Source organism: Acinetobacter sp. yr461 (genome assembly GCF_900110445.1).
Lineage (GTDB): Bacteria > Pseudomonadota > Gammaproteobacteria > Pseudomonadales > Moraxellaceae > Acinetobacter > Acinetobacter calcoaceticus.
In genome coordinates, this window is the sequence record NZ_FODU01000005.1 from 171457 (window position 1) to 195776 (window position 24320).

20 protein-coding genes are annotated in these 24320 nt (G+C 41.3%); 9 read left to right on the forward strand and 11 right to left on the reverse strand.

What is annotated here, in order from left to right; all coding sequences use genetic code 11:
* Positions 1–159: 159 nt before the first annotated feature.
* The 7 genes from betI to BMW38_RS10270 all read left to right on the forward strand — a co-directional run bounded on the left by betI (position 160) and on the right by BMW38_RS10270 (position 9148).
* Positions 160–783 (forward strand): transcriptional regulator BetI, encoded by a 624-nt coding sequence (betI, locus tag BMW38_RS10240; protein WP_017388703.1) that lies wholly within the window; start codon positions 160–162, stop codon positions 781–783.
* Entirely contained in the window at positions 776–2248 is a 1473-nt protein-coding gene (gene betB, locus BMW38_RS10245; RefSeq protein WP_004641706.1) for a betaine-aldehyde dehydrogenase, read from the forward strand. Before betI ends, betB begins: the two co-directional genes overlap by 8 nt.
* Positions 2249–2342: 94 nt before the next feature.
* Positions 2343–4001, forward strand: a complete 1659-nt coding sequence (betA, locus tag BMW38_RS10250; protein ID WP_092707655.1) for a choline dehydrogenase — start codon at positions 2343–2345, stop codon at positions 3999–4001.
* 509 nt (positions 4002–4510) lie between these two features.
* The gene (mqo, locus tag BMW38_RS10255; protein WP_092707657.1) at positions 4511–6151 is read left to right on the forward strand and encodes a malate dehydrogenase (quinone); all 1641 of its coding nucleotides are present in this window, start codon (positions 4511–4513) and stop codon (positions 6149–6151) included.
* Positions 6152–6242: 91 nt separating this feature from the next.
* The gene (locus BMW38_RS10260) at positions 6243–6713 is read left to right on the forward strand and encodes a hypothetical protein (protein WP_092707659.1); all 471 of its coding nucleotides are present in this window, start codon (positions 6243–6245) and stop codon (positions 6711–6713) included.
* 216 nt (positions 6714–6929) lie between these two features.
* On the forward strand, positions 6930–7808 hold the full coding sequence (locus tag BMW38_RS10265; protein WP_092707661.1) for a homocysteine S-methyltransferase family protein: 879 nt from the start codon (positions 6930–6932) through the stop codon (positions 7806–7808).
* A 5-nt stretch (positions 7809–7813) separates the two neighbouring features.
* Entirely contained in the window at positions 7814–9148 is a 1335-nt protein-coding gene (locus tag BMW38_RS10270; protein WP_005303228.1) for a basic amino acid/polyamine antiporter, read from the forward strand.
* A 53-nt stretch (positions 9149–9201) separates the two neighbouring features.
* Here BMW38_RS10270 and BMW38_RS10275 read toward each other — a convergent pair whose 3' ends face one another.
* Both BMW38_RS10275 and BMW38_RS10280 read right to left on the reverse strand, forming a co-directional pair.
* Positions 9202–11115 (reverse strand): alpha/beta fold hydrolase, encoded by a 1914-nt coding sequence (locus tag BMW38_RS10275; RefSeq protein WP_213031141.1) that lies wholly within the window; start codon positions 11113–11115, stop codon positions 9202–9204.
* Positions 11116–11263: 148 nt separating this feature from the next.
* On the reverse strand, positions 11264–11971 hold the full coding sequence (locus BMW38_RS10280; RefSeq protein ID WP_092707665.1) for a YoaK family protein: 708 nt from the start codon (positions 11969–11971) through the stop codon (positions 11264–11266).
* Positions 11972–12292: 321 nt separating this feature from the next.
* Between BMW38_RS10280 and BMW38_RS10285 the strand changes: the two genes are divergently transcribed.
* Entirely contained in the window at positions 12293–12568 is a 276-nt protein-coding gene (locus tag BMW38_RS10285; RefSeq protein WP_017391749.1) for a hypothetical protein, read from the forward strand.
* Positions 12569–12572: 4 nt separating this feature from the next.
* Here the strand turns inward: BMW38_RS10285 and BMW38_RS10290 are convergent, their stop codons facing one another.
* From BMW38_RS10290 to BMW38_RS10330, 9 genes are all read right to left on the reverse strand, one after another.
* Positions 12573–13013, reverse strand: coding sequence for a YbaN family protein (locus tag BMW38_RS10290; protein WP_092707667.1), 441 nt, complete (start codon positions 13011–13013; stop codon positions 12573–12575).
* Between the two features lie 25 nt (positions 13014–13038).
* The gene (locus BMW38_RS10295) at positions 13039–13638 is read right to left on the reverse strand and encodes a biliverdin-producing heme oxygenase (protein ID WP_092707669.1); all 600 of its coding nucleotides are present in this window, start codon (positions 13636–13638) and stop codon (positions 13039–13041) included.
* A 31-nt stretch (positions 13639–13669) separates the two neighbouring features.
* Positions 13670–14593, reverse strand: a complete 924-nt coding sequence (locus BMW38_RS10300; RefSeq protein WP_092707671.1) for an energy transducer TonB — start codon at positions 14591–14593, stop codon at positions 13670–13672.
* A gap of 10 nt (positions 14594–14603) precedes the next feature.
* A complete protein-coding gene (locus tag BMW38_RS10305; RefSeq protein ID WP_092707761.1) occupies positions 14604–16070 on the reverse strand; it encodes a porin family protein in 1467 nt (488 codons plus the stop codon).
* A gap of 103 nt (positions 16071–16173) precedes the next feature.
* Positions 16174–16965: a Slam-dependent surface lipoprotein gene (locus BMW38_RS10310; protein ID WP_092707673.1), complete on the reverse strand. Its 792-nt coding sequence runs from the start codon at positions 16963–16965 to the stop codon at positions 16174–16176.
* 192 nt (positions 16966–17157) lie between these two features.
* Positions 17158–20331 carry a TonB-dependent receptor domain-containing protein gene (locus tag BMW38_RS10315; RefSeq protein ID WP_280138506.1) on the reverse strand — a complete coding sequence of 1058 codons (3174 nt, stop codon included), beginning with the start codon at positions 20329–20331 and terminating at the stop codon, positions 17158–17160.
* 139 nt (positions 20332–20470) lie between these two features.
* A complete protein-coding gene (locus tag BMW38_RS10320; protein WP_092707675.1) occupies positions 20471–21487 on the reverse strand; it encodes a FecR family protein in 1017 nt (338 codons plus the stop codon).
* Entirely contained in the window at positions 21488–22009 is a 522-nt protein-coding gene (locus tag BMW38_RS10325; RefSeq protein WP_092707765.1) for a sigma-70 family RNA polymerase sigma factor, read from the reverse strand.
* A gap of 136 nt (positions 22010–22145) precedes the next feature.
* Positions 22146–23036, reverse strand: coding sequence for a LysR family transcriptional regulator (locus BMW38_RS10330; protein ID WP_092707677.1), 891 nt, complete (start codon positions 23034–23036; stop codon positions 22146–22148).
* Between the two features lie 185 nt (positions 23037–23221).
* Between BMW38_RS10330 and BMW38_RS10335 the strand changes: the two genes are divergently transcribed.
* Positions 23222–24166: a dihydrodipicolinate synthase family protein gene (locus tag BMW38_RS10335; protein WP_005042407.1), complete on the forward strand. Its 945-nt coding sequence runs from the start codon at positions 23222–23224 to the stop codon at positions 24164–24166.
* Positions 24167–24320: the final 154 nt, after the last annotated feature.

Sequence of the window (24320 nt, forward strand, 5' to 3'; positions counted from 1 at the left end):
CTAGTGGTAATCTTCAAAAATTCATTGATTTTTACATATCATACTTGTTATTGATTGAACGTTCAATCAATAACAAGTATGATAAAAAAAGTGCTATGATGCTCTGCAAGTTAACATGCTGAATTTAAAGCACCGCTAAAAGTGCTGATGTGGAAAAACATGACAAAACGCAGAGTAAAACCAGAGCACGTGCGACGTGAAGAAATTATGAACGCTGCACTCGACGTAATTTATGAAGTGGGGTTATCCAATACCACCATTGCACAAATTGCAAAAAAAGCCGAGCTGTCGACTGGCATTGTCAGCCATTATTTTGGCGACAAACAAGGGTTGATCAATACCTGTATGCAAGAAATGCTGAATGTTCTGCGTCATAAAACTGAACAGTACCGAGCAGAAGCAGATTCGCATCCAGAGAGCCAGATTAAGGCGATTATCGACTCTAACTTTGACATTAGTCAGGTGAATGAAAAAGCAATGCGGGTCTGGTTAGACTTTTGGTCTGCAAGTATGCATGTACCAGACTTAAGCCGTTTGCAAAAGATTAATGATCAGCGCCTGTATTCTAACTTGAAGTTTTACTTTCTCAAGTTAATGGATGAACAACAGGCCAGTGTTGCCGCTCGCGGTTTGGCAGCATTGATTGATGGATTATGGCTACGAGGCAGTTTAAGCCGTCATAACGAATTTGACAGCAACCTTGCCCGTTCCATTGCTTACGATTATGTACAAACGCAAGTGCAATTTGCGAACAAGCCTTTGCAGGAGAGACAAAATGAGTGATGTACAAGTTCAACAACTGTATATCCATGGACGCTACGTTAAAGCAACCAGTGGTAAAACATTTAATAGTATTAACCCTGCCAACGGCGAGACGATCGCAACTCTTCAGCAAGCATCTGAACAAGATATTGAAGCTGCTGTGCAAAGTGCCCAACAAGGACAAAAAATCTGGGCTGCCATGACTGCCATGGAACGCTCTCGTATTTTACGTCGCGCAGTCGACATTTTACGTGACCGTAATGATGAACTTGCCCGTCTTGAAACACTCGACACTGGTAAAGCCTACAGCGAAACATCTACAGTCGACATTGTGACTGGTGCAGATGTACTCGAATATTATGCAGGACTTGCAACTGCCATTCAGGGTGAACAAGTTCCGCTTCGCGAATCAAGTTTCTTTTATACACGCCGTGAACCTTTAGGCGTGGTTGCAGGTATTGGTGCCTGGAATTATCCAATTCAAATCGCTTTATGGAAATCTGCCCCTGCCCTTGCTGCCGGCAATGCCATGATTTTTAAACCTAGCGAAACGACCCCTCTTACTGCATTTAAACTTGCAGAAATCTATACAGAAGCTGGCTTACCAGACGGTGTATTTAACGTAGTTCAAGGGCCAGGCCGTGAAATTGGTCAGTGGCTCACTGAACATCCAGTAATTGAGAAAATCTCATTTACAGGTGGCGTTGAAACTGGCAAAAAAGTTATGGCAAGCGCGGCTGGTTCTACGCTAAAAGAAGTGACGATGGAACTTGGTGGTAAGTCTCCACTGATTATTTGTGAAGATGCCGACCTTAATCGCGCAGCAGATATTGCTGTAATGGCGAACTTCTTTAGTTCGGGCCAAGTTTGTACCAACGGTACTCGTGTATTTGTTCCAAAATCTCTTTTAGCCGATTTTGAAAAAGCCGTTGTAGAACGTGTAAAACGTATTCGCATTGGTGACCCAATGGCTGAAGAAACCAACTTCGGGCCACTCACCAGCTTCCCTCACATGGAAAAAGTTCTGTCTTTCATTGAGTCAGGTAAACAACAAGGTGCTAAAGTCTTAATTGGTGGTGGACGTGCAACAGAAGGTGATCTTGCTAAAGGCGCTTATGTACTACCGACGGTATTTAGCGACTGTAATGACCAGATGGCAATTGTTCAAGAAGAAATTTTTGGACCAGTCATGAGCATCTTAAGCTATGAGACTGAAGAAGAAGTGATTCGTCGTGCTAACGATACAACCTTTGGTCTAGCTGCTGGCGTTGTCACTCAAGACATTAGCCGCGCTCATCGCATTATTCACCAAATTGAAGCTGGTATTTGCTGGATTAACACTTGGGGCGAATCGCCTGCCGAGATGCCAGTGGGTGGCTACAAACAATCTGGTGTAGGCCGTGAAAATGGTCTAACCACGCTTGGGCACTATACCCGTATCAAATCTATTCAAGTTGAACTTGGCGATTATCAAAGCATTTTTTAATGCATCAATTGCCTTAAACACGTCAACCTAAATCACATATGCAGAGCAATCTTTATTGATTGCTCAGGCAAACTGTTAGTAAAAAAGGATAGTTATGAATATTAAAGAATATGATTACATTATCATTGGCGCAGGATCTGCCGGAAATGTACTTGCTGCACGTCTTACTGAAGACAAAGATACCACTGTTTTATTGTTAGAAGCTGGTGGCCCAGATTATCGTTTGGATTTTCGTACTCAAATGCCGGCAGCTTTGGCCTACCCTCTTCAAGGCCGCCGTTATAACTGGGCTTATTTAACCGACCCTGAACCACATATGAACAACCGTCGTATGGAGTGTGGTCGTGGTAAAGGTTTAGGTGGCTCATCTTTAATTAATGGTATGTGCTATATCCGCGGTAATGCAATGGATTTAGAACAATGGGCAACCCATAAAGGCCTAGAAAACTGGTCTTATGCGGACTGTTTGCCTTACTACAAAAAAGCCGAAACTCGTGATATTGGTGAAAATGACTACCATGGTGGCAATGGCCCTGTGTCAGTTGCTACACCTAAAAATGGTAATAATGTCTTGTTTCATGCCATGGTTGAAGCTGGTGTACAAGCAGGTTACCCGCGTACCGATGACTTAAATGGTTACCAGCAAGAAGGCTTCGGCCCCATGGACCGCACGGTAACACCTAAAGGTCGCCGTTCAAGTACCGCACGTGGTTATCTGGATATGGCAAAAGGCCGTCCTAACCTCACCATTTTGACTCATGCAACCACCAATAAAATCTTGTTTAATCAAAAACAAGCCGTGGGTGTTGAATATATTATCGGGGCTGACCAAAACAACTTACAACGTGCGTTGGTTAAACGCGAAGTCTTACTGTGTGCGGGTGCAATTGCTTCTCCACAAATTTTACAGCGCTCTGGTGTGGGTCAAAGTACCTTCTTAAAATCAATGGACATTGATGTCGTTCATGATTTGCCGGGTGTAGGTGAAAACCTGCAAGACCACTTGGAAATGTACTTGCAATATAAATGTAAGCAACCTGTTTCTTTATACCCTGCCTTGAAATGGTATAACCAACCTGCCATTGGTGCAGAGTGGTTATTTAACGGTACAGGTATTGGTGCAAGTAACCAGTTTGAAGCAGGCGGATTTATCCGTAGTTCAGATGAGTTTAAATGGCCAAACATTCAGTACCATTTCTTGCCAGTTGCTATTAACTACAACGGTAGTAATGCCGTGAAAGAGCATGGTTTTCAGGCACACGTAGGTTCAATGCGCTCACCCTCACGTGGCCGCATTAGACTTAAATCAAAAGATCCGTTTGAGCATCCAAGTATCTTGTTCAACTATATGTCGAGTGAACAAGACTGGCGTGAGTTCCGTGATGCGATTCGTATCACCCGAGAAATCATGCAACAACCAGCGCTTGATCCATATCGTGGTGAAGAAATTAGTCCGGGCAAACATTTGCAAACAGATGCAGAGCTTGATGACTTTGTTCGTAACCATGCAGAAACGGCCTATCATCCGTCTTGTAGCTGTAAAATGGGTGAAGATGAAATGGCTGTCGTGGATGGTCAAGGCCGAGTCCATGGTATGCAAAGCTTACGTGTGGTTGATGCCTCAATCATGCCGCTTATTATTACCGGTAACTTAAATGCAACCACCATTATGATTGCCGAGAAAATTGCAGACCAAATTCGTGGACGTGAAGCATTACCACGTTCAACTGCACCATTCTATGTAGCCTCATAAAATCTTAAAGGGTATATTTCTTATGCAGAAATATACCCTTAATTTAATATTTATAGTCCAAGCATTAATAAGAACGATGTATGACAGAAAATAAGCTCTTCAAAAAAAGCTGTTTTACATCAATATGGCATGAAACAAAAAATCATCTATCTTTATATACGTATATTCTTCAAATGATTTAACTTTAATAAAATGAAATTTATTAATTATATTTCAAGCAGTTAATTAAAAATAATTATTGAAAATTATCTTATTAAAGCTCAAATTGATCAAATATAAATCATATTTATGATTTTGATGAACCCCATTTATTATAAAAATTGTCTTGTCAATGCAAAATTAGTCTAAAATATAGAGTGTTTGCGATAATCCCAAGTAATTTTATTTTTTTATAAGTTCTCTGATTTTGAGAATGTACTTCGCATTTATATCCATTTTGTCTGGATACGCTGTCTAGGTTTCCTCACACCTTAAGTGACTCAAATAACTTATTTTAAGGTCCCCCTTACATGAAAAAGTTTTTGAAATACCTTCTGGTATTAATCATTCTTATTTTAATTGCAGGTATCGTTTTCTTGTTTAGACCGACAACGTCAAAACAAGTAGAAACTGCAAAAGATGAGCCAGTTGTTGATGCTGTTCTTGTTGGCGGCGGCATCATGAGTGCCACTCTCGGTACTTATTTCACTGAGCTTGAACCAAACTGGCAAATTCGTATGTATGAACGTCTTGACCAAGTTGCTCAAGAAAGTTCAAACGGCTTTAACAATGCCGGAACAGGCCACTCTGGCTTTATGGAAATGAACTATACCGAAGAGAAAAACGGTAAGATGGAAATTGTCAAAGCTGAAAAAGTTGCTTCTCAATTTGAAGTTGCTAAGCAGTTTTGGTCATATCAGGTAAAACAAGGCGTTTTAGCTGAACCTAAATCATTCATTAACCCAGTTCCGCACATTGCTTTCGTTTGGGGCGATAACGTTCAATTCTTAGAAAAACGTTATGCTGCAATGATTCAAAGCCCGTTGTTCAAAGGTATGAAATTTACTGAAGACCCAGCTGTTATTAAACAATGGGCACCTTTAGTGATGAACGATCGTGACCCTAGCCAAAAAGTTGCAGCGACCCGTATGGATGTTGGCTCTGACGTAAACTATGGTTCTATCACTAAACAATTAGTGAATCGTTTAGATCAAAACCCTAATTTCAAACTACAGACTTCAACCGAAGTGACTGGCATCAGCCAAAATGATGACAAAACTTGGACTGTGTCTTTCAAAAATTTGAAAACTGGTAAAGTAGATCACATTAAAACACGTTTTGTATTTATTGGTGCAGGTGGTGCAGCAGTTAAATTATTGCAACTTACTGGTTTACCAGAAGCGAAACAATATGCTGGCTTCCCTGTCGGCGGTGAGTTCTTAATTACTGACAACCCAAAAATTACTGCAGAACACACAGCAAAAGTTTATGGCCGTGCTGAATTAGGTGCGCCTCCAATGTCTGTGCCACATATTGATACGCGTTATATCGACGGTAAAAAATATGTATTGTTTGGACCATTTGCTACGTATTCAAACAAGTTCCTGAAAAACGGTTCTCAGCTTGATTTACTTGCATCTACTAACAAAAACAACGTTTTACCAATGACTACTGTTGGCTTGGAAAACCTTGATCTTGTTAAATACTTGGTTAGCCAAGTCATGATGTCAGATGAAGACCGTCTAAATGAACTTCGTAAGTACTACCCAGATGCGAAAGCTGAAGACTGGCGTTTAAGCCAAGGTGGTCAACGTGTTCAGATCATCAAAAAAGAACCGGGTAAACCAGCTACCCTTCAATTCGGTACAGAAATCTTTGCGTCTAAAGATGGTGCTGTAACTGCATTGTTAGGTGCATCTCCGGGTGCTTCGACTTCTCCATACATCATGCTTAACTTGCTTGAAAAAGCTTTCCCTGAGCAAACTGAAGGTAAATGGAATCAGAAGCTTCATGAAATTGTTGTTTCGTATAAACAAGACTTAAGCAAAGACCCTGTATTGCTCGACAAAGTTCGTCAGTACACAAGTTCTACACTTGGCTTGAACTATACATCTCCGTTCAAAGCTGCAAACGATGAAACTGCTGCTGCCCCTGTTGCAAAAGCAAACTAAGTTTGATGATGTATAAGTAAAATTCCAAAAGGATGAATTTCGATTCGTCCTTTTGTTTTTTGAGACCTCAGTTGAGATATTTAGATTAGCTATGACGCCTTTAAACTCATCATCCCGCCTCTTTTCATTTTGTTTTAAGCTCGTGCTTGTTGTGCTACTGGCTTATCTTTTGTTAAGCGGTTTTTATATGTGGATGATTGGCGGTACAGCAATTTACGTCAGCTCAGCCTTGTTACTTGCCATCAATGCTTATGCATTTAAGCTCGGCAAATATCAAAAACTGTTTTCAATTTTAAATCTACTAATCAGTGCTGTCGCGTTATATTTTAGTACAGCCCATTTATTTTTCTCTTCTGTTCAATTCTTTATATTTTTACCTGCTCTATTTTTTGTGTCATTAGCGTTCACTCACGTCAAAAAAATTCGAAGCCTATATAAAGCTTTAATATTAATCAGCTTATTGATTTGGTCAGGCATACATTTTAGTCAACTTAAGCAACTTAAAGCGTATTATAAAACTCAGCATACTGGGGAAAGTTGGCAACAATATGGCGCACTTTAAGCTTGTTTTTTAATCTATAGCTGTATATAAATAAGTCTTCTTTTTCACATGAAGTTCATCAGTAAAATTGAACATCATATACAGAATTCCTTTTAAGAAAAAATATTCATAACAATCTAATTTATTTAGAAATATAACGAGCATATTAGCGATTGAATACGCCCCCTCTACACGCTAGATTACCTAAATATTTTTTCTCCCTTTATGTTGTAATTTATGAAAATTTTAGATGGCGGTTTAGGCCGTGAATTGGCTCGTCGTGGCGCTCCATTTCGTCAACCAGAGTGGTCTGCGCTCGCACTCATTGAAGCACCTGAAACAGTAAAAGAAGTGCATCTCGATTTTATCAACGCTGGTTCAGAAGTTATTACCACCAATAACTACGCTGTTGTACCTTTTCACATTGGACAAGAACGCTTTGAAACTGACGGCGTGCGTTTAATTCAAGTTGCGATCGAACAAGCAAAAAATGCAGTTAAAGAAAGCGGCAAGAATGTAAAAATTGCAGGTTGTTTACCGCCATTATTTGGTTCTTACCGTGCAGACCTGTTTCAAGCTGAGCAGGCTAAAGACCTTGCTGAACCAATCATTAGCACTTTGGCACCAGAGGTGGATTTCTGGTTAGCAGAAACTCAATCGTGCTTAAAAGAAGTCGAAACGGTTCATGCCTTATTACCAAAAGATGGTAAGGACTATTGGGTATCGTTTACCCTGCAAGACGAAATTAAACAAGAACAAGCCTTACTCCGCTCAGGCGAAAACATGCAACAAGTGGCTGATTTTATAAAACAGTCAAATGCAAAAGCGGTTTTGTTTAACTGCTGCCAGCCTGAAGTAATCTTGCAAGCCATTAATGAAATTAAAGGACTTATTCCAGAGTCTATACAAATTGGTGCCTATGCCAATGCTTTCCCGCCTCAAGATAGCAGCGCAACTGCCAACGATGGGCTTGATGAAGTTCGTAAAGACTTAGATGCTCCTGCTTATCTTGGCTTTGCCAAACAGTGGCAGCAAGCAGGTGCAAGTTTAGTGGGCGGTTGCTGTGGTATTGGTCCAGAACACATTGCTGAACTTTCTCAATTTTTTAAAGAATAAATACCATGTCTGCTGCCAAAATTGGATTGTTGTCTCTTACAGCGCTGGTCTTTAGTTCTATGGTGGGGTCAGGCGTATTTAGCCTACCCCAAAATATGGCTCAGGTTGCCAACGGCTCTGCCCTTCTTGTTGCATGGCTCATTACCGGAGTCGGCATTATTTTCTTGGCACTCACGCTCTTACATTTAACTCGCCAACGACCAGATCTAGACGGTGGTATTTATAACTATGCGCGTGAAGGTTTTGGTGACCTGATTGGGTTTTGCTCCGCTTGGGGCTATTGGTTATGTACCACCATTGGTATTGTCGGTTATGTCGTGATTGCCTTTTCGGGCGTTGGCATGTTTACCGACAGCAAAGACCATATTATTTTTGGTGAAGGCAATACGCTCTACTCTCTCATTGGCTCAAGCATTTTTGTATGGCTGGTACACTGGTTAGTGAGTCGAGGCATTAAAGAAGCGGCAATTGTGAATTTACTGGCGACCATTGCCAAAATCATTCCAATGGTGGTTTTCATCTTCTTTACCTTTATTGCCTTTAAGTTTGATTTATTCAAACTCAACTTAAATGACTTCTCTTTAAAAGTTCCACTTTGGCAGCAAGTGAAAGACCTTATGCTAATTACCCTTTGGGTATTTACTGGTATTGAAGGTGCTGTGGTTTTATCATCACGTGCAAAAAACCGTTATGACATTGGTAAAGCCACTATTTTAGGTGTGTTACTGGCGTTAAGTTTTTATGTGATGGTCACAGTTTTGGCCTATGGCGTAGTGAGTCGTGAAGCGCTTGCAGGCATGCATAACCCATCAATGGCAACCATTTTACAGCAGCTCATCGGTTTGCCGGGTACTATCGTTATTACCATCGGCCTTATTATTTCTGTTGCTTCGTCTTATTTAAGCTGGACTTTATTCGCCACTGAAATTCCATATTTGGCTGCAAAAAATGGCGCATTCCCGAAATTATTTTTAAAGAATAATCAGAATAATGTGCCGATTTCATCGCTTTGGCTTACCACTCTAGTCGTGCAAGGCGCATTGATTGCCGTGTATTTTTTCAATAAAAACTATACCCAGCTTTTATTGATTTCATCGGTAATGATTTTACTGCCTTATTTTCTGGTGTCAGCTTTTTATCTTAAAGAATCGATTCGTCACAAACGCACACCACATATTGCCATTGCAAGCGTCGCTTCAATTTACGCGCTCTGGTTACTCTATGCAGCAGGATTAGATTTATTGCTGCTGTCTGTGGTCTTGTATTTAGTCGGCTTGGTTATTTTTTCAATCAGCTATTTTGAGCATAAAAAATCGCTTAAACAAAACCAGCTAAATTAATCATTTCAACCACTGTTGGCCCATTTCAGCAGTGGTTTTTTTAAATAAAATTTCTATTTTGAAGGCTGTGACTGCTTCAAATGCAATCTTAAAATACGACGTAATTCTAAAATTGCCTCTGGCGTTGTTTGAATCGAATGCCCACCTTTAATAATCAGTTCCGACTGTTCACCACCTAAATGTGAACTTTGATAAGGCACAATCCCATCACTGCTTTTTAACTTATCTGCCGTACCATTAATATTGCCCATAATCGAGTGATAGACCACGTTAGACGATGGTTGAATGGCTTGCGTAAGCTGCATAAAGTTGGAAGAACGACTTAAATTACTCGCTCCATTTTCAATTAGGCCTTTTCTTAGTTTCGTATTTTTCTCATCTCTCATTTCGACTGCAATAAAAAAGTCAGCAGGTAAACGAATAACACGGCGGGCAATTTGGGTAAACCATCGGTCAGCGTAGTCTGTGCCATGATGTGGCGCCGAAACAAAAACAACTCGTTTAAAATATGGAAGCGCTTTGAACTGAAAGCGCTCTTGAATCACTGGGTTTTCTTTTAAACGATTTAACTGTGCTTCATTCATTTTTTGCATGGCTTGCCCTGAAACATCAGCATCGCTTACCAAGAGGCGGCTAATGACTCCGCCCATACTATGCCCAACCAACACTGCATCGTGCGCAGCATAGCTGTCTTTGGCAATGTTTTGGAAAGCCTGATTCAGCAATGAATAAATCTGAAAACGGCTTTCAAAAATCGGCATATTGGTTGAATAAAACACCTGCCAGACTTGATAGTTTTGTCTTAATTCAGCATCGCCCATAATGTCATTGGTTAGGCTCACCCAAGCCTCTGGGCTACTCGCCAAGCCATGAACAAACACAATGATTTTCTTATTTGGGTTAAAAGGTTCCAGCATATATAAATGCGGCATGATTAAATTGGATTCTTTATTAATTAAAGACCAATACCCTGCTGCACCTAAATTATATTTCGACAGCCAAAGTCCATAAGGCGCCGAATAATTTGCAGTAAGCGGATAGTCCACACCTTCAACTTTTACACGGCTTTGTCGATATGGATCGAACATCGCAATTTCTAACTCTGCCCCTGCAATCACCTGATCGGCTGTGGCCTTTTGTTTAGGGTAAGCAATGGCTGTAACGGGAAAGAAGCGTGGTAAATGAATATTAGGATTGGTTTGATGAGCATAAAAAGCATCGGGGTCTAAAATGAAACCATGATTTACATCATTTTCTTTACGCCCGACAATAAACTCTGCCCCTAAGCCATCTTTACGGTTAACGGTATTAAAGCCAGAAAAGTTCATGTTATAGCTTGAACGAAAAGTATCGACTTCAATTTTTTGCACATCTACAGCATGGTCAAAATTGACGTGGTACTCATGCCCATCTGCTTTAAGCAGCGGTGGAAAGCGATGTGTATTTAAATGATTAAAATACGTGGTCATGAGCTTCGACAAAGCCACGTTATAAAAAATACGGACCTGATTTTGGCGATGGTCAAATACCCGATCGAACGGCGACTCTTCAGAGTCAAATAAATAGACATAGCTATAGCGCAAGCTTTTATCGAATAAAGCTAACTCTTGATCAACGCAATTTTTACTTTTATTGATGACATTACACTGGCTGCTACGCCCCACGTCTAAAGCTTTTGCTAAATAAATTTCACTGAGCGCAGCATAGCGTTCTTCACGGCTCGTATTTTCGGAGAGGCTTTGAATTTTATTTAAACAATCATCAAAATTTTGCAGACAAGATTTTTCATCTTTTTTGACCAAATACAGTAAGTTTTGGGTTTGATGGCTTAAGGTGCCGTCGGTCAGAATACTTTCATTCTTACTTTTTAAAGCATTGCTTAAATTACTTTCTTTTAAATTAATGACCTGACAGCCACTGAGCAAAGCCATTATTGTTATCACTGAATAATGGTAAGACTTTGTCATTCTGCATTCCTTAATCGAATGTATTCCCCATCAGGTCATTATGCCTGTAAAGCGATGAACGAACAATTTTAGCTCAGCTTCCGTTTTCCTTTATTACGAAAAAAAGCCTGAATCACATTTCATTCAGGCCTATTATTGGTGAGTTCAATCAAGCTTGATTAAACTTTTGCTGTGAAGCTAAATAAGAAAAATAAAAAATCGGTAAAATAAACGGCGCCACACTCCAAAAATCAAAATAGACATACAAAATTGCACCCAAGAAAGCACCAATCACAAACCCCACAACAATACTGGCACTTTTGAGTAAACTTGCCCGATTGGCTGCATTATTGTTTTTAAGCAAATTGGCAATATCAATACCAAGTTGTGTGGTGTTGCCTGTCATCATGGTGCTTGGGCTAATATTTTTAATGAGCGTTTTGCTTGAGGTATTACGAATAGCTAAGGCAATTAAACCCAGCCCACCTGTCACTGCAACCGTAATTGCATCTGGATTTGTAAATGGCTCGAAATAAAGTCCTGCCACCATAAAAGCACATAGAAAGAGAGCTTCAAACAAAAATAAATAAGACAGCGTTTTATGCTTCACCTGACTACGGTCAATCAAAAGCTTGGTAATCACTACAGTCAAAATAAATAGCGGAATAGCTGCAAGCTTAATCCATATTCCCGCGCCTCCTTTAACCCATGCCGCCCCTGCCAACACTAAGTTTCCCGTAACATGAGCAGTAAAAAAGCCAAACAACGCAATGAAGCCAATGGTATCAATCGCCCCACCAACCATAGTTAGTAAAACAGGATCTCGACATATTGCCCATGTACTTTCTGTCTCTTTTTTAATTGGGGTGTCTGCCATAAAAAATATCCTGTTAAATTAAAATCTTAAAGCAATTAAGTTGTATATAAATGATTTAAAAATGAATAATGCTTATATGTTTATGAAAGCAAAAAATGATGTAAAAAAATAGGGTGTGTAATGTCGTAACACTGTCTTTAAAATAGCAACAATCAAAATTGTCTATTTTAAGGACAATAAAACAGTGATCATATTCAAATCAATTTGACCTCTAAAACAGTTCTAACTATGATGAACCCGCAAGTTGATATCAACTGATTTTGAACCTGAAAAAGTTATGCCAAAATATGGATAATGAAAAAAACAATCACGAGTAGATATATGTCATTTTATAATTATTCAGTTTTTCTAGGCGGATTATTATTTGCATCTATTGCCTTTGCAGGTCAGAAAAATAATGCTCAACGTGATTTCTATTTAAAATGTATGGCAGCAGGTCATAGCCGTGCAAGTTGTACATGTATTTATCATCGCTTAGAACGTCAATATTCCCCTAAACTGATGCTTAAACTTGGAAGCTTAAGTTTACAAAGCCCCGAAGTACCACGTGATTTTGTGAAAACCATGAAGCGTACTATGCAACAGTGTCAATCATAAATCTTCACTTTTTTAACCACATCCAAATTAATACCCCAGCCATACATAAAATTGCCGGATAGACAAACCAAGGATGTGGAATAGTCCAAATCATAAAAATAGCCGCCAAACTCATACTAATTGTCGAGATGTATTTTGCCTTTTTAGGAATGCGGCGATGTTCTTGCCACTCGCGAATGAGTGGACCAATATAACGATGATTTCGAAACCATTGATGAAGTTTTTCAGAACCACGGGCAGCAAAGAAAACAGCCAAAATTATAAAATCGACGGTGGGTAAACCCGGAATAAAAATACCCAATATGCCAAGCGCAATACATAACCAAGCCAAACCAATAAACACCCAGCGCGCCCAAACAGAACGGGCAAGTTTACTGACTGGTTGAGCTGGTACTAACGACTGCTTATGCTTTACGATCACATCTACTTGATTGAGTTTGTCCATACCGGGTAGCCTTATCCACTTTTTATTATTTCAATTCATCAAGCTGATCAAGCGCCTGACCAAAATATCCAAATGCATCTAAAGCACCTTGTACCACACGATCTTGTTGGGTCTGGTCGAAACTTGTTTCGTCGAGTGCTTGCACAAAACGTTTCCAGACTTTAGCGCGCCCTTCGGGATAGGCAGCTAAATTACGCGCAGCAAACGTTTCAGAAAAACCCAAATGCTTTTGAGCCTCTTTAAATAAAAATGCAGCCCCTAAGGTTGAACCTTCAGACACGTAAATCCAGCCTAAAGCTTCGGGTAGCTGTACATTTTCACTGTGTAATTGCTGTCCGTTAGGTTGAATACCTAAATCATTTAAATCGGCAAGTGCTTGTTTTGAGCGGCCACGAATATCAAGGTCCGGAATCAGTTCTGCTACACCCTCTGTTTCAAAAAGATGTTCAATTTCGCGCTGGAAGTAATATTGAGACAACGTAAATTGTGCGTATTTTTCTTTACTTGAAAACACCTTTGCTTGTGACATTAATTGATGCATACGTTCATGTTCGGTAGCAGTTTCTTGTTTCAGACGTAAAGACAAGCTGTTACTCATGATTTGTTCTGTAGATGAGTTCATCATCTTTCTCCTGCAAATGGATATCGCTCATCGGTTAACGGCCCCGATTGAGTTTGAGTTGGACTGGAAAATCCACAACAATGGTCACGGCTCGACCGTTAATTTTGTGGGGTTTAAATCTGGATTTACGTGTAGCTTGCATCACCCGTTCATCAAGGCTGGCAATGCCCGAACTTTGACGTAATTGAATGTCAATCGGCTGCCCTTTGTCATTAATGCGAATACGAAGCTCAACCAAACGATTTTGTTGTTTTAACTCGCGGTCATCATAGTCAAGCCCGCCAAAACTCAGCACGTCCACACTACTCACCTGAACAACGTCATCGTGTTCAACTTGAGTGCTAGGTGCTTTGGAATATTCTTGCTGCGTTGCGGGTGTTTTGACACCGCCACTTTTGGTTTCGCTATTGCTGCTTTGTAGCAAATGCTCAGTTTGCGTTTGTTCAAGAGCGGTTGAACTCAGTTTTTTATCAGTATGGGCCGCTCGCCTTTCTATAGGCTGCACTGGTTGGAGTGAAGTTGAATTGTTTAAACTCGTTTTTGGTTGTACTTGCTGTTTATCACTTAAATTATTTTGCACCACCTCTTTAGAAGCAGTTTTTGACGCTAATGTTTGAACATTTTTAGGCGAGTTTTTTGATTCTTCAGGTATAGAGGATACCGAACTATTTAACGTAGATTCCGGCGCTAAACTTTTTTCGATAGGCTTACTTTCAGTCTGGTCAGGTGATGGCTTTTTAGCATGTGCCAATGACACAAAACTTACTTTTAAAGCATCTACTTTTGGTGATGTCGCAAAAGTATAGGGTTCAATTAAATGGCTCAGCATCCAGACAACAAACACATGCAGACCAATCACAACAGCTACGGTTAAGCACTTATAAAAATGCTTCGGCCCTTGTGTGAAAGGCAGTTTGCCCATTGGCTCATGTGTAGGGAATAAAGATTTTGATTTCATGGATTATTCCCTAAAAACGATGCTCAAGCTTGAGGCTAATGTTGTGTTTATCGTAGGAATACAGCCAATCGACATTGCTTTTATTATGGTTATAGCGATAGGTTAAATTAGGCGTCATGCCATAAAACTCAAAGCGCGGAATTTGCATAACAAAGGTATAATTCTGTTCAAAATCATGACGACGAGCTAAGAAAGTTTCTGCGTATTTATCAAACAGACGCCAACGGTAAGAGCTCAATAAAGTGGTGTTAAATCCTGTGCTCCAAGATTTGCTTAAGCCCAACCGCACACCTTGCTGCTGGTAGGCAGCCATATATTTTTCTTGGGTCGAATGGTCGAGCACATCTAAACCACCAAAAAAAGTCCACTGGTCTGGAAAAATCTTCCAGAAAGTAGCAAAAGCTGAACTTTCTACGCCATCTAGAGTTTTATATTTCTGATAATTTAAATCTTTACTTTCAGCTTCAAGCTTAAAGGCTTTATCTGCCGAGATAAAATGCATCCATTCAGCACGTGCACCCCACGCATTGTAAAGACCATCATTGCCATAACGTTTATGTTCAAAAAGCGGGCTCACCCCAATTTGATTTTTTAAGTCAAAGTAGCTGTAGCCTGCATTAATGTTAATAGTAGATTCATTAAATGCCGCGTGGTCGTTATAGGACTGTCCAAAAGCCAACGCACGTAAAGCCACACCATGATGACCCTCAATCGCATAGCGTTTAATCAGACTGGCTTCATAATCTAAACCCGTTGCCGATTCGGCTTTTGGAGTTCCACGGGTGACTTGCTCAATTGGAATAATATTACCGTTACTATCTTTGCCATAAAGCGTCCATGTTTTGCTCTGTTCAGACGAACTATTTAAATTACTAACATAGGTGTAACCAGCTGAAACCGAGCCTTGCCAAGAGTCTCGTTTTTTAAGTGCCTGAACAAAAGTATTTACTGTTGTTAAAACTCCAGACGGGATTACCGCAGGGTCACTTTGTTTAAGTTTGTCTTGAATGGAAATAAAAAGGCGTGCTGCTTCCTTATTCTTCTGTTGTTCAAACAGCACGCGCGCTAACTCAAGTTCACAAATTAAATTATGAGGTTGTTGTTTTAGGCTGCTTTGAAATTTTTGTTCAGCCAATTTCAGTTGACCCTGAGAACGTGCAACTGCCCCTTCGGCAAAGTCGGTTAAAGCCCGATCGTAGCCAACATATTTCTTATAATGTTCTAAATAGACCGTGGCTTTGAGCCACTGTTTTTGCATGACTGCCAAATATAACGCCTTGGCAAGATCATTCTGGTTTTGTTCAACACTATATTCTTGTCCATTAATTTGAAGTTTTGGTAATTGCTCGGTACTACGAATGGTTCCCTGTTCGTGAAACTGGCGCTGTTCTTGTAAAAGCGTTTGGTCCAAACTTTGATTAAGACGAAGCTGTGTGTCTTCGTCGGCATATAAAAATGGACAACTCAACAATGTCAGACAACACAAAAACGTTCGTTTCATAAAACAATAAACCTGAAGCAACCAAGCAAAAGCCCAAAAAACAAAAGGAACCTACGTGTGTAGATTCCTTTTGCATTCATTAATTTTTAGCACCGCCAAATGCAGTGTTGTAAGACACGTTATCAAACTGGGCAATACCCGCTAAAGCCGAAGCATTTGCACCGAAGAATTGACCTTGCACCACACCAGAGTTGTCGACACCAGCCGTACCGTTAGCCGTTGCCAAACCTGCAAATGCAGCAGTACCCGGGTTAAATGCCACACCATCTAGGCTTAATGATGAAACAGCCGTACCTGTTCCGTTAAGTGTCCCTTCAAGTGTGCCCGCGCCATAGTTCGCGGTGAACGTACCACTTAACAGATTACTTGCAGAGCCGTTAATGCCTGCAACGGTATAGGTTGCAGTACCCGCAGTTGGAACAGTGGTATTGGTGTTATCTCCCGCATAGTAAACGGTATGGCTCGCGCTTGCCGGCGTGTCGCCCGCTTTCCACCATTCACCAAAATAGACTTCCTGCGTACCGACCTGACCAAAGTTAAAATTACCTAATGCACTGTGTGAAGGTGGCATTGCAGACACTGGAATATGCGAAATATTAAAGGTTTTGCTGCCAACCGTTACATTGGTGTTACTCGTTCCCTGAGCGGCAAAAGCCTGAGCCAAACCTTTTAACGAACTAAAACCGGTAAAAGCGTTATATGGCGCACCCGCAGCTTGAACCGACACCGCTGCTACACCACCCGGATGGCTTGCATTGGCAGCAGCACCGATTTTGATGTTACTTTCATTACTCGAAATACCATCAATCCCTGCATAAGCAAATGCAGTTGAACAAGCAACGAGACCCAAGAACAATTGAGAGATTTTCATTTGTTGTTACTCCATCTTTTTAGAACTAAGTTATTGTTTAATTTAAAATAACGATTTCGCTATTTTTTAGTTTATTGAGTAGGCTCAGTTGCAAACCTACTCGGACTTTTTTGTAAATAATAATCATTCATCATTATTATTTACTGTTACCTGACTCCCCTTTTATGTATGTGTGAGGGAATCAAATTCTGTTTAAAATTTGGTGGTCCAACTAATTTTCATCGTTCGGCCGGGTGCGGCCATGGCGCTACGGGTTAAAGGATCGATATAAAACTGGTTAGAAAGATTACTGCCGACAAACTCAACCGTGTTGTAGTCATCGACCTGATAACGTGCATAGGCATCAAAAATCCATGTGTCGTCCCACGCCAAAGGCACATTGAGGTAATAGCCTTTATTGACGCTAGCATCATTGTTTTTGCGTAGCGGACTTTCATAAGCTTTATAGAATGTTGCACGTGCACCGAGCTCTAACTTTTCATCTAAAAAGCGTGCGCCAAGCAAGCCGTGCAAACTCAGTTCAGGTGTGGCCATGGTCACTAAATAACCATTTGGGAAACCATCATCGACACAACGCTGATACGGTTCACGGAACTCAAGACCCTGCCCGGTTTGAACCGTGCCGCCTAAAATCATTTTGTTAATGGCACTATTGGTGTCACACACTTCATTTTTTAAGTTATAGGCCACGCTCAAGTCTGTGAAGAAACCGCCATTATCAAAACGGCTTTGTAGCTCTAGACCTGATAGTTTCTGCTCATCCATATTGGTAAAAATAAGGTTCTGATCACGCTCAATCACATTTTTGGTTGTGTTGTAGTAATAGGCGAGTTTAATGTCGGCATTACGCGCTGTGCTGAACCAGTCACGCATGTCATAGACATAACCCACTTCGTAGTTAAAAGCGTGTTCAGGCTTAATTGCTTGGTATGGCAACATTGCAGAAAAACCGACAGTGCTTTCAAACAAACTTGGTAAGCGATATTCCTCTGCATAGCGTGCATAGATTCTGCTGTTTGGCGTGAGGTGAATTGAGGCACCTAACTGCGGTGCCCAGCCGCTATCTTTAACTTTGTCGGCAGACTCAACCGGAACTTGGTCGACCACTGACATAAAGTTCCCGCCAGTTACGACGTACTTTTGTCCAGAGGCATTGAGCTGGTTTAAAGGATTATCGGCAAGCGACAATTTCCCGTTGGCATCAGCTTTCCAGCTCAGCGTATTTTTCTGTGACCAGATCATGTTATACAACGTGCTCTCTGATGCAGGCACGGTATCGAGCTGCCCATCCCATTCAGGATTTTTTGTGGCATAGCGCTGTTTTAAAACATTGATTAAACGCTGCTGAGTTGAGGTGTAACTCTCGGGCATGGTCTGATATTCAAAGGTATATTCTTTAAGCCTACTTTTTTTGGTAAATAGCGGATTTAAATTCGGGTCAATCTCACTCTGCAAAGATTTATTTAAAAAGTCATCAACAGCCCAATACGAGCGATAACGCATGCCCGCATCAAAACTTAACCAAGACAGCGGTCTATAATTAAAGTTAAAGTCGAACGTTTTTTCCTCACGGCGCCCTGCTCGTGGCAGTGCCTGATAGAGCGAATAACTTGGGCCAAATTCGCCGTATACATCGTCGGACGTCAGCTTTTCTTTTAAGAAACTTCCACCGAGCGTCAAATCAAGCTGGTCTAACAAACGGGTTTTATTACTCACCGTAATGCCTTTACGCGTATTGTCAGAATGGCTTAGCGCCGTGTTAATAATGGTATTATCTCGGAAATCGATTGTGGTTGGCCACCCACCACGTGTATATGTCTGGCTTTCGGTGTCGGTTTGCCAAATGTTGGTATAGAAATCAATCCAGCGATTATTCTCAGGCTTAAACTTATATTCGAGGCTATAAGCTTTAGAGTGAATATTGCTTAAAGGCCACTGCGGAACACCTAAGTCAGGTGTAATACCCCAAACAATACGAGATGGCATAATTTCACCAAAAATATTTTTGGTATCTCGATAAGTTAGTTTAAGGGTCTGGTTATCTGTTGGACGATAGGTCCCTTTTAATAACCACGACTCCATGTGACTTGAGGTGTTGGGAACTTCATCACCCGGTTGATAGGCATAGGCAAAGTAAGGAATAAAGTCGAGGCTACTGTCTGGCGTCGCTCGTTTATAGTAGCCCGCGCCATGTGTCCCCGAAAAATAGTTACCGCGTTCACGTACTGCATAGACTGCCAGTAAATCGAATTTATCTTGCTTGGTGGCAATCGCCAGTCGGCCCGCCAAGTCGTCGCCTGAAAAATTAGAATTATCACTTCTGGTTCTGTTCTTTTTATAAATATCAGGGTCGTATTTCGCCCCATTCATGTCGATCCAAGGCGTTGTGTTATCGTAGTTTTGGCCCACTTTACTCATGTCTGGCAAAGACGGATCGATTGAATTGGTTGAGCCTTCTACCTTTAACTCGGCACCAAAAGAATTACCCGGACGAACAATATCATCAGCCTCTAGTGTTTTAACCACCACACCACCGCCAACAGAAGTCGTGGTATTGCGCTCTAAAGATGGGCCTTTAATGACTTCAATGCCCGCAATGAGATTGGGGTCGATATAGTTGCGGTTGTTTACCCCATTGTAGCCACGCCACACGGCAATCGACTGTTCAGTACCATCAATGGTTAAAGGCACACGGCCAACGCCTTGCACACCACGTACACTTGGGTCGAGTGCCCCACTGTTACGAGCATCACCGCTATAGACTCCCACCATGCCTTGTAAAACATCGGCAGGGTTGGTTCCTTTAAAGCGCTCGACATAGTCTTTGCCCGCATAGACGGAAGAACGGTTTGCGTCATAAACTTTGTTATAGCCTTCTGTGTCACGGTCTTCTTTGCCATACACCACAATTGGCGTGAGTCGTACCGATGCATCTTCTTCAATTACGGCACTACTTGGCGGCAGGCTAGCGGCCTGAACTTTAGATGAAGTGACCCGAGGCGTAGATTTTTTGGTGAGTGTGTAGCCCTGCCCAACTTTTACGGCATTAAATTCGGTTGCTTTTAAAAGCTGCTCAAAACCTTGCTCGACGGCAAAGTTACCTTTTAAGCCTAGGCTATGTAATCCTTGAAGTTGCTGGGCATCCATTGCAATTGAAGTACCCGATTGTTCGGCAAACTGATTCAATACGTTAGCAAGACGGCCCGCAGGAATGTTATAGCTTTTAACTCCGGCTGTTTGTGCATAGGCCTGTTGCATAGGCAGCGTAACAAGCCCACCCATCGACACAGCATGTATGGCAAACGCCAGTGTTGAAAATCGAAAAATCGATCGATTCCGCTTTTGCCCGGTTCCCACTTTTTTCATTTGCCCCGCCCCAGTAAATCGTAATAAGAATCATTCAGTACAACTGATTAAAATGATCCATATTTATTGCTTCTACTTACTATGACGAACGACTTTCAAAAAAGTGGAACCTAAAATTGAAAATAAATTTAATTTTTTATTATTTTAAAGAAACCATGACCACAAACGGCGTGATTTGCTTAATTTTCAGGTTTGGAAAAACCGTAGCCAAAAGCTTAAGCGATTCTGTGGTTTGGTCTAAAGGTAATACAGCATTGACCCGCACATGTTGCAGTGCCGCATCATTAAAAATAATTTTGCCTTTGTAGTTACGGTCTAGTTCTTGTAACACCTGATTCAGCGGCAGGTTTTCGACCATGAGTTGATGTTTTTGCCATTTTTGTTGTTCGTTATAAACATTCAGTGCAGGCAGTTTTTGCACGCCGTTTTGGTCCATTTTAATGGCTTGCCCTGCTTCAACAATGGCCTGACGAGTGGCGTGCAATTGGGTCGTTTTAACCTGCGTCGCTTCTACTTTTACCATTGAGTGCAACATGTTGAGTTCGGTTGCCGAAGGGTCATAACTAACGCTAAAAGCTGTGCCGAGTGCCTGAATTTGTCCATGACTGGTTTTGACCAAAAAGGGTTTGGTCTTATCTTTGGCAACATCGACATAAATTTGACCTTGCACCAACTCGACCACTCGCTGGTTGGTTTTAAAATCAAGATTGACTGCGCTTTTACCACGTAAAATTAAACGTGAACCGTCTGGCAAGGTTTGCGTGGTCCACTGCCCCGATTGTCCTTGAATATCGGCCGTAACATAGGCCACTGTAGTATCGGTTAAATAAAATAATGCCCCACTCATGGCAACAAACACGACAGCAAAAGCTGTTCCTGCCCGCAAATGTTTATAGGCTTTACCTGAGCTTAGGCCAGCTTTAAGTGCAACCTTAGTGACTTTTTTATGTCCGCTGGTTTGGGAAAGTTTTTGAATTGAACCGATACATTGCTCAATATCGGCAGCCACTTGGCGATGTTGCTCACTGGTTTTTTTCCACTCTTCAAATTTTTGTTTGGCGGTTTTTCGTGAGCTTTCATCATCCGAACTCAGTTGAACAATCCAGTGCGCGGCTTCTTCAACCAGCTGGTGATGTTTGCTTTTATCCATGGCCATTTAAATGCAAGCGTCCATGTCTTGTCGGTTTTGGTAGCACTGAATTAAACAGCTCGCCAAATATTTTTGAATCATTTTGGTCGACACATTTAATTGTGCCGCAATTTCTTTATGGGTATAGCCTTCGAGGTAATGCAAAATAAAAGCTTGCTGTGCTTTTTCAGAAACCCCTTCGAGTGCTTTACAAAGCTGGTTAATTGCTTGAATAATTTGCATTTGGTCTTCGGGTGAAGCCACCGCTTCAAGCATATATTCCATTTGACTCAAGCCATCTAAATAGGCCTGTTCAATGCGTTTACGGCGCACTTGGTCAATGAGCAGGTTTTTAGCAATCGACGTTAAATAGGCACGCGGTTCCTTAATGCCAAATAGCTCGTCTCGCGTTTGTAGCAGTTTAATAAATGTGTCCTGAACCAGATCTGCGGCCTGATCAGTATTACCTAATTTTTGTCTCAACCATTGGTGAAGCCAGCTTTGGTGACTTCTATATAACTGATCTACAAGCAAAGAAGTTTTGTTCACAGCAATTGGACTCAAAACAAGGAACTCACAAATGATAATAATTATCATTTAAATAAGTCAAGCAATAATTCAAGTAAAACTTAAATCACTGTTTAATAAATTGAATTAATTGCCGCCTTACTTTGTTGCACTTCCCTTAAAGCAAATGAGCCAGATTTCTAATTTCTTCCATTACCGCCTTACAAGCAGGCGTTAAATAGCCATGTTTAGAGATAGACAAGGAAATATAGCGCTTTAGCTCGGGACTTATAATTTTTGCCGCTTGAATTGAGGTGTATTGGCTGGCCTTTTTTAGAGCCTGCGGCCCAAGCATGGTGTAAATGCCAGATTCGGCAACCAAATGCGTTTGTAAACTAATCGAGTCAGCTTCAAACACAATATTCAGCTCTACCCCATTTTCATAAGCCATGTGGTCTAAAAAATTACGCCAATTACTTGGCCTGCAAAACGTGACCAGCGGTAACTGATTTATTGCTTTAAATTCGACTTCATTTGCCTGAGTGAGCACATCTCCTTCACAACCGATCAAGTAAGTATCGGCTTCGGTAAGGTAAACATCGCCCTGTTTAGGCGTCGGGTTAAACCGATAGAGTATCGCTAAATCGACGCTGCCATCTTCCAGCCATTTTTCTAAATGCACCCCTTGCCCTTCACGCACCGACAGCTTAATTAAGGGATATTTCTCTTGAAGTACTTTGTACAGGGTCGATAACAACGGATGTGCAGTAGACGGCAAACTGGCAATACGAACCGTACCAATCGGTGTATCGGTCGAGTGCAAAATTTCATTATTGAGTTGGTCGGTCACGTTCAGCCATGAACGAATTTTAGGAAGTAAATGCTGGCCTAAATCAGTGAGTTCGACGCCGCGCCCAGTTCGGTTAAACAAACGACCACCACATTGGGCCTCAAGCTCGTTCATTTGTCGACTAATTTGTGGTTGATTGGTGTTATGCAGCATCGCGACTTTACTTAAGCTACCAAGTTCCACCGCGTCTAAAAATATTTTCCATAAATCATAATTCATCGATTCTTCCTAAATCGCAAACTAGCACTTTTGAGCTATACATTTTCAGTATAACTGAAATTCAAGAATTGGTAATTCCTACATAGCTCGCCTATTTCTATACTTCAATCATGTTCTCTACAACACGATTTAAATCAGATTAAGAACCAGAGAATATTTAATTACACTGTATAGGAAGTACGATTATGAGTTTAGATTTACGTGGATTAACCCCAGCACCTGTGACTCCTTTTACCCGTGACGGACAAGTAGACCATGATGCAATTCAACGTTTAGGTTCATGGTTAGGTAGTATTGATGGTGTGAAAGGCTTGGTTGTTCTTGGGCATGCAGGTGAAGGAACATTCTTGTCGCAAAAAGAACAAATGCAGGTCATCGAAAGCTTTGTTAAATCGGTAGATGACAAAATTCCGGTAATCGCAGGTATTACGCTCGAAGGTACTTCGGTTGCAGCAGAAGAAGCAAAACGTGCAGTCAGCGCTGGTGCTTCGGCAGGCTTAATTTACCCTTCACACGGCTGGTTGCGTTTTGGCTATCAAAAAGGCGCACCACAAGACCGCTATAAAGCGATTTATGAAGAAAGTGGTTTGCCATCTATTTTATTTCAATATCCAGATGCCACTAAGGCCACTTATGACCTAGACACTCTACTCGATATTTCTGCACAACCAGGCGTATTTGCCATGAAAAATGGTGTGCGTAACATGCGTCGCTGGGATGTCGAAATTCCGATTATTCGCCGTGAACGTCCAGACTTACAAATTTTGACGTGCCACGATGAATATTTGCTTCACACCATGTTTGATGTAGACGGTGCTTTGGTTGGTTATGGCAACATTGCCCCTGAACTGTTAATTGAAATGATTAAGGCAGGTAAAGCTAAAGATTACGCAAAAGCACGTGCACTTCACGACCAGCTTTTACCAGTGACTCGCAATGTCTATCACCGCGGTTCACACATGGAAGGCACGGTCGCGCTTAAACATGCACTGGTTGCTCGCGGAATTTTGGACCATGCCACTGTGCGTTCGCCATTGCTTCCACTGGCAGATGGTGCTGAGCAAGAAATTCATGATGCGATGCGTCAAGCCGGAATTGGCAAGGTCGATTTAACCCAAGCCGTTGCTTAAATTCTATTCGGGCTAGCATGTACGCTAGCCTTTTTTTACTGTACGCTGCCTGAGGCCAAACATCGGGCATGTCACTTAAAAATAATAATAAAAAGCATGCAAACTGTGGTGAACAGGTAGTGCGAAATAGAACAACAAAACTACGAGGAATGTA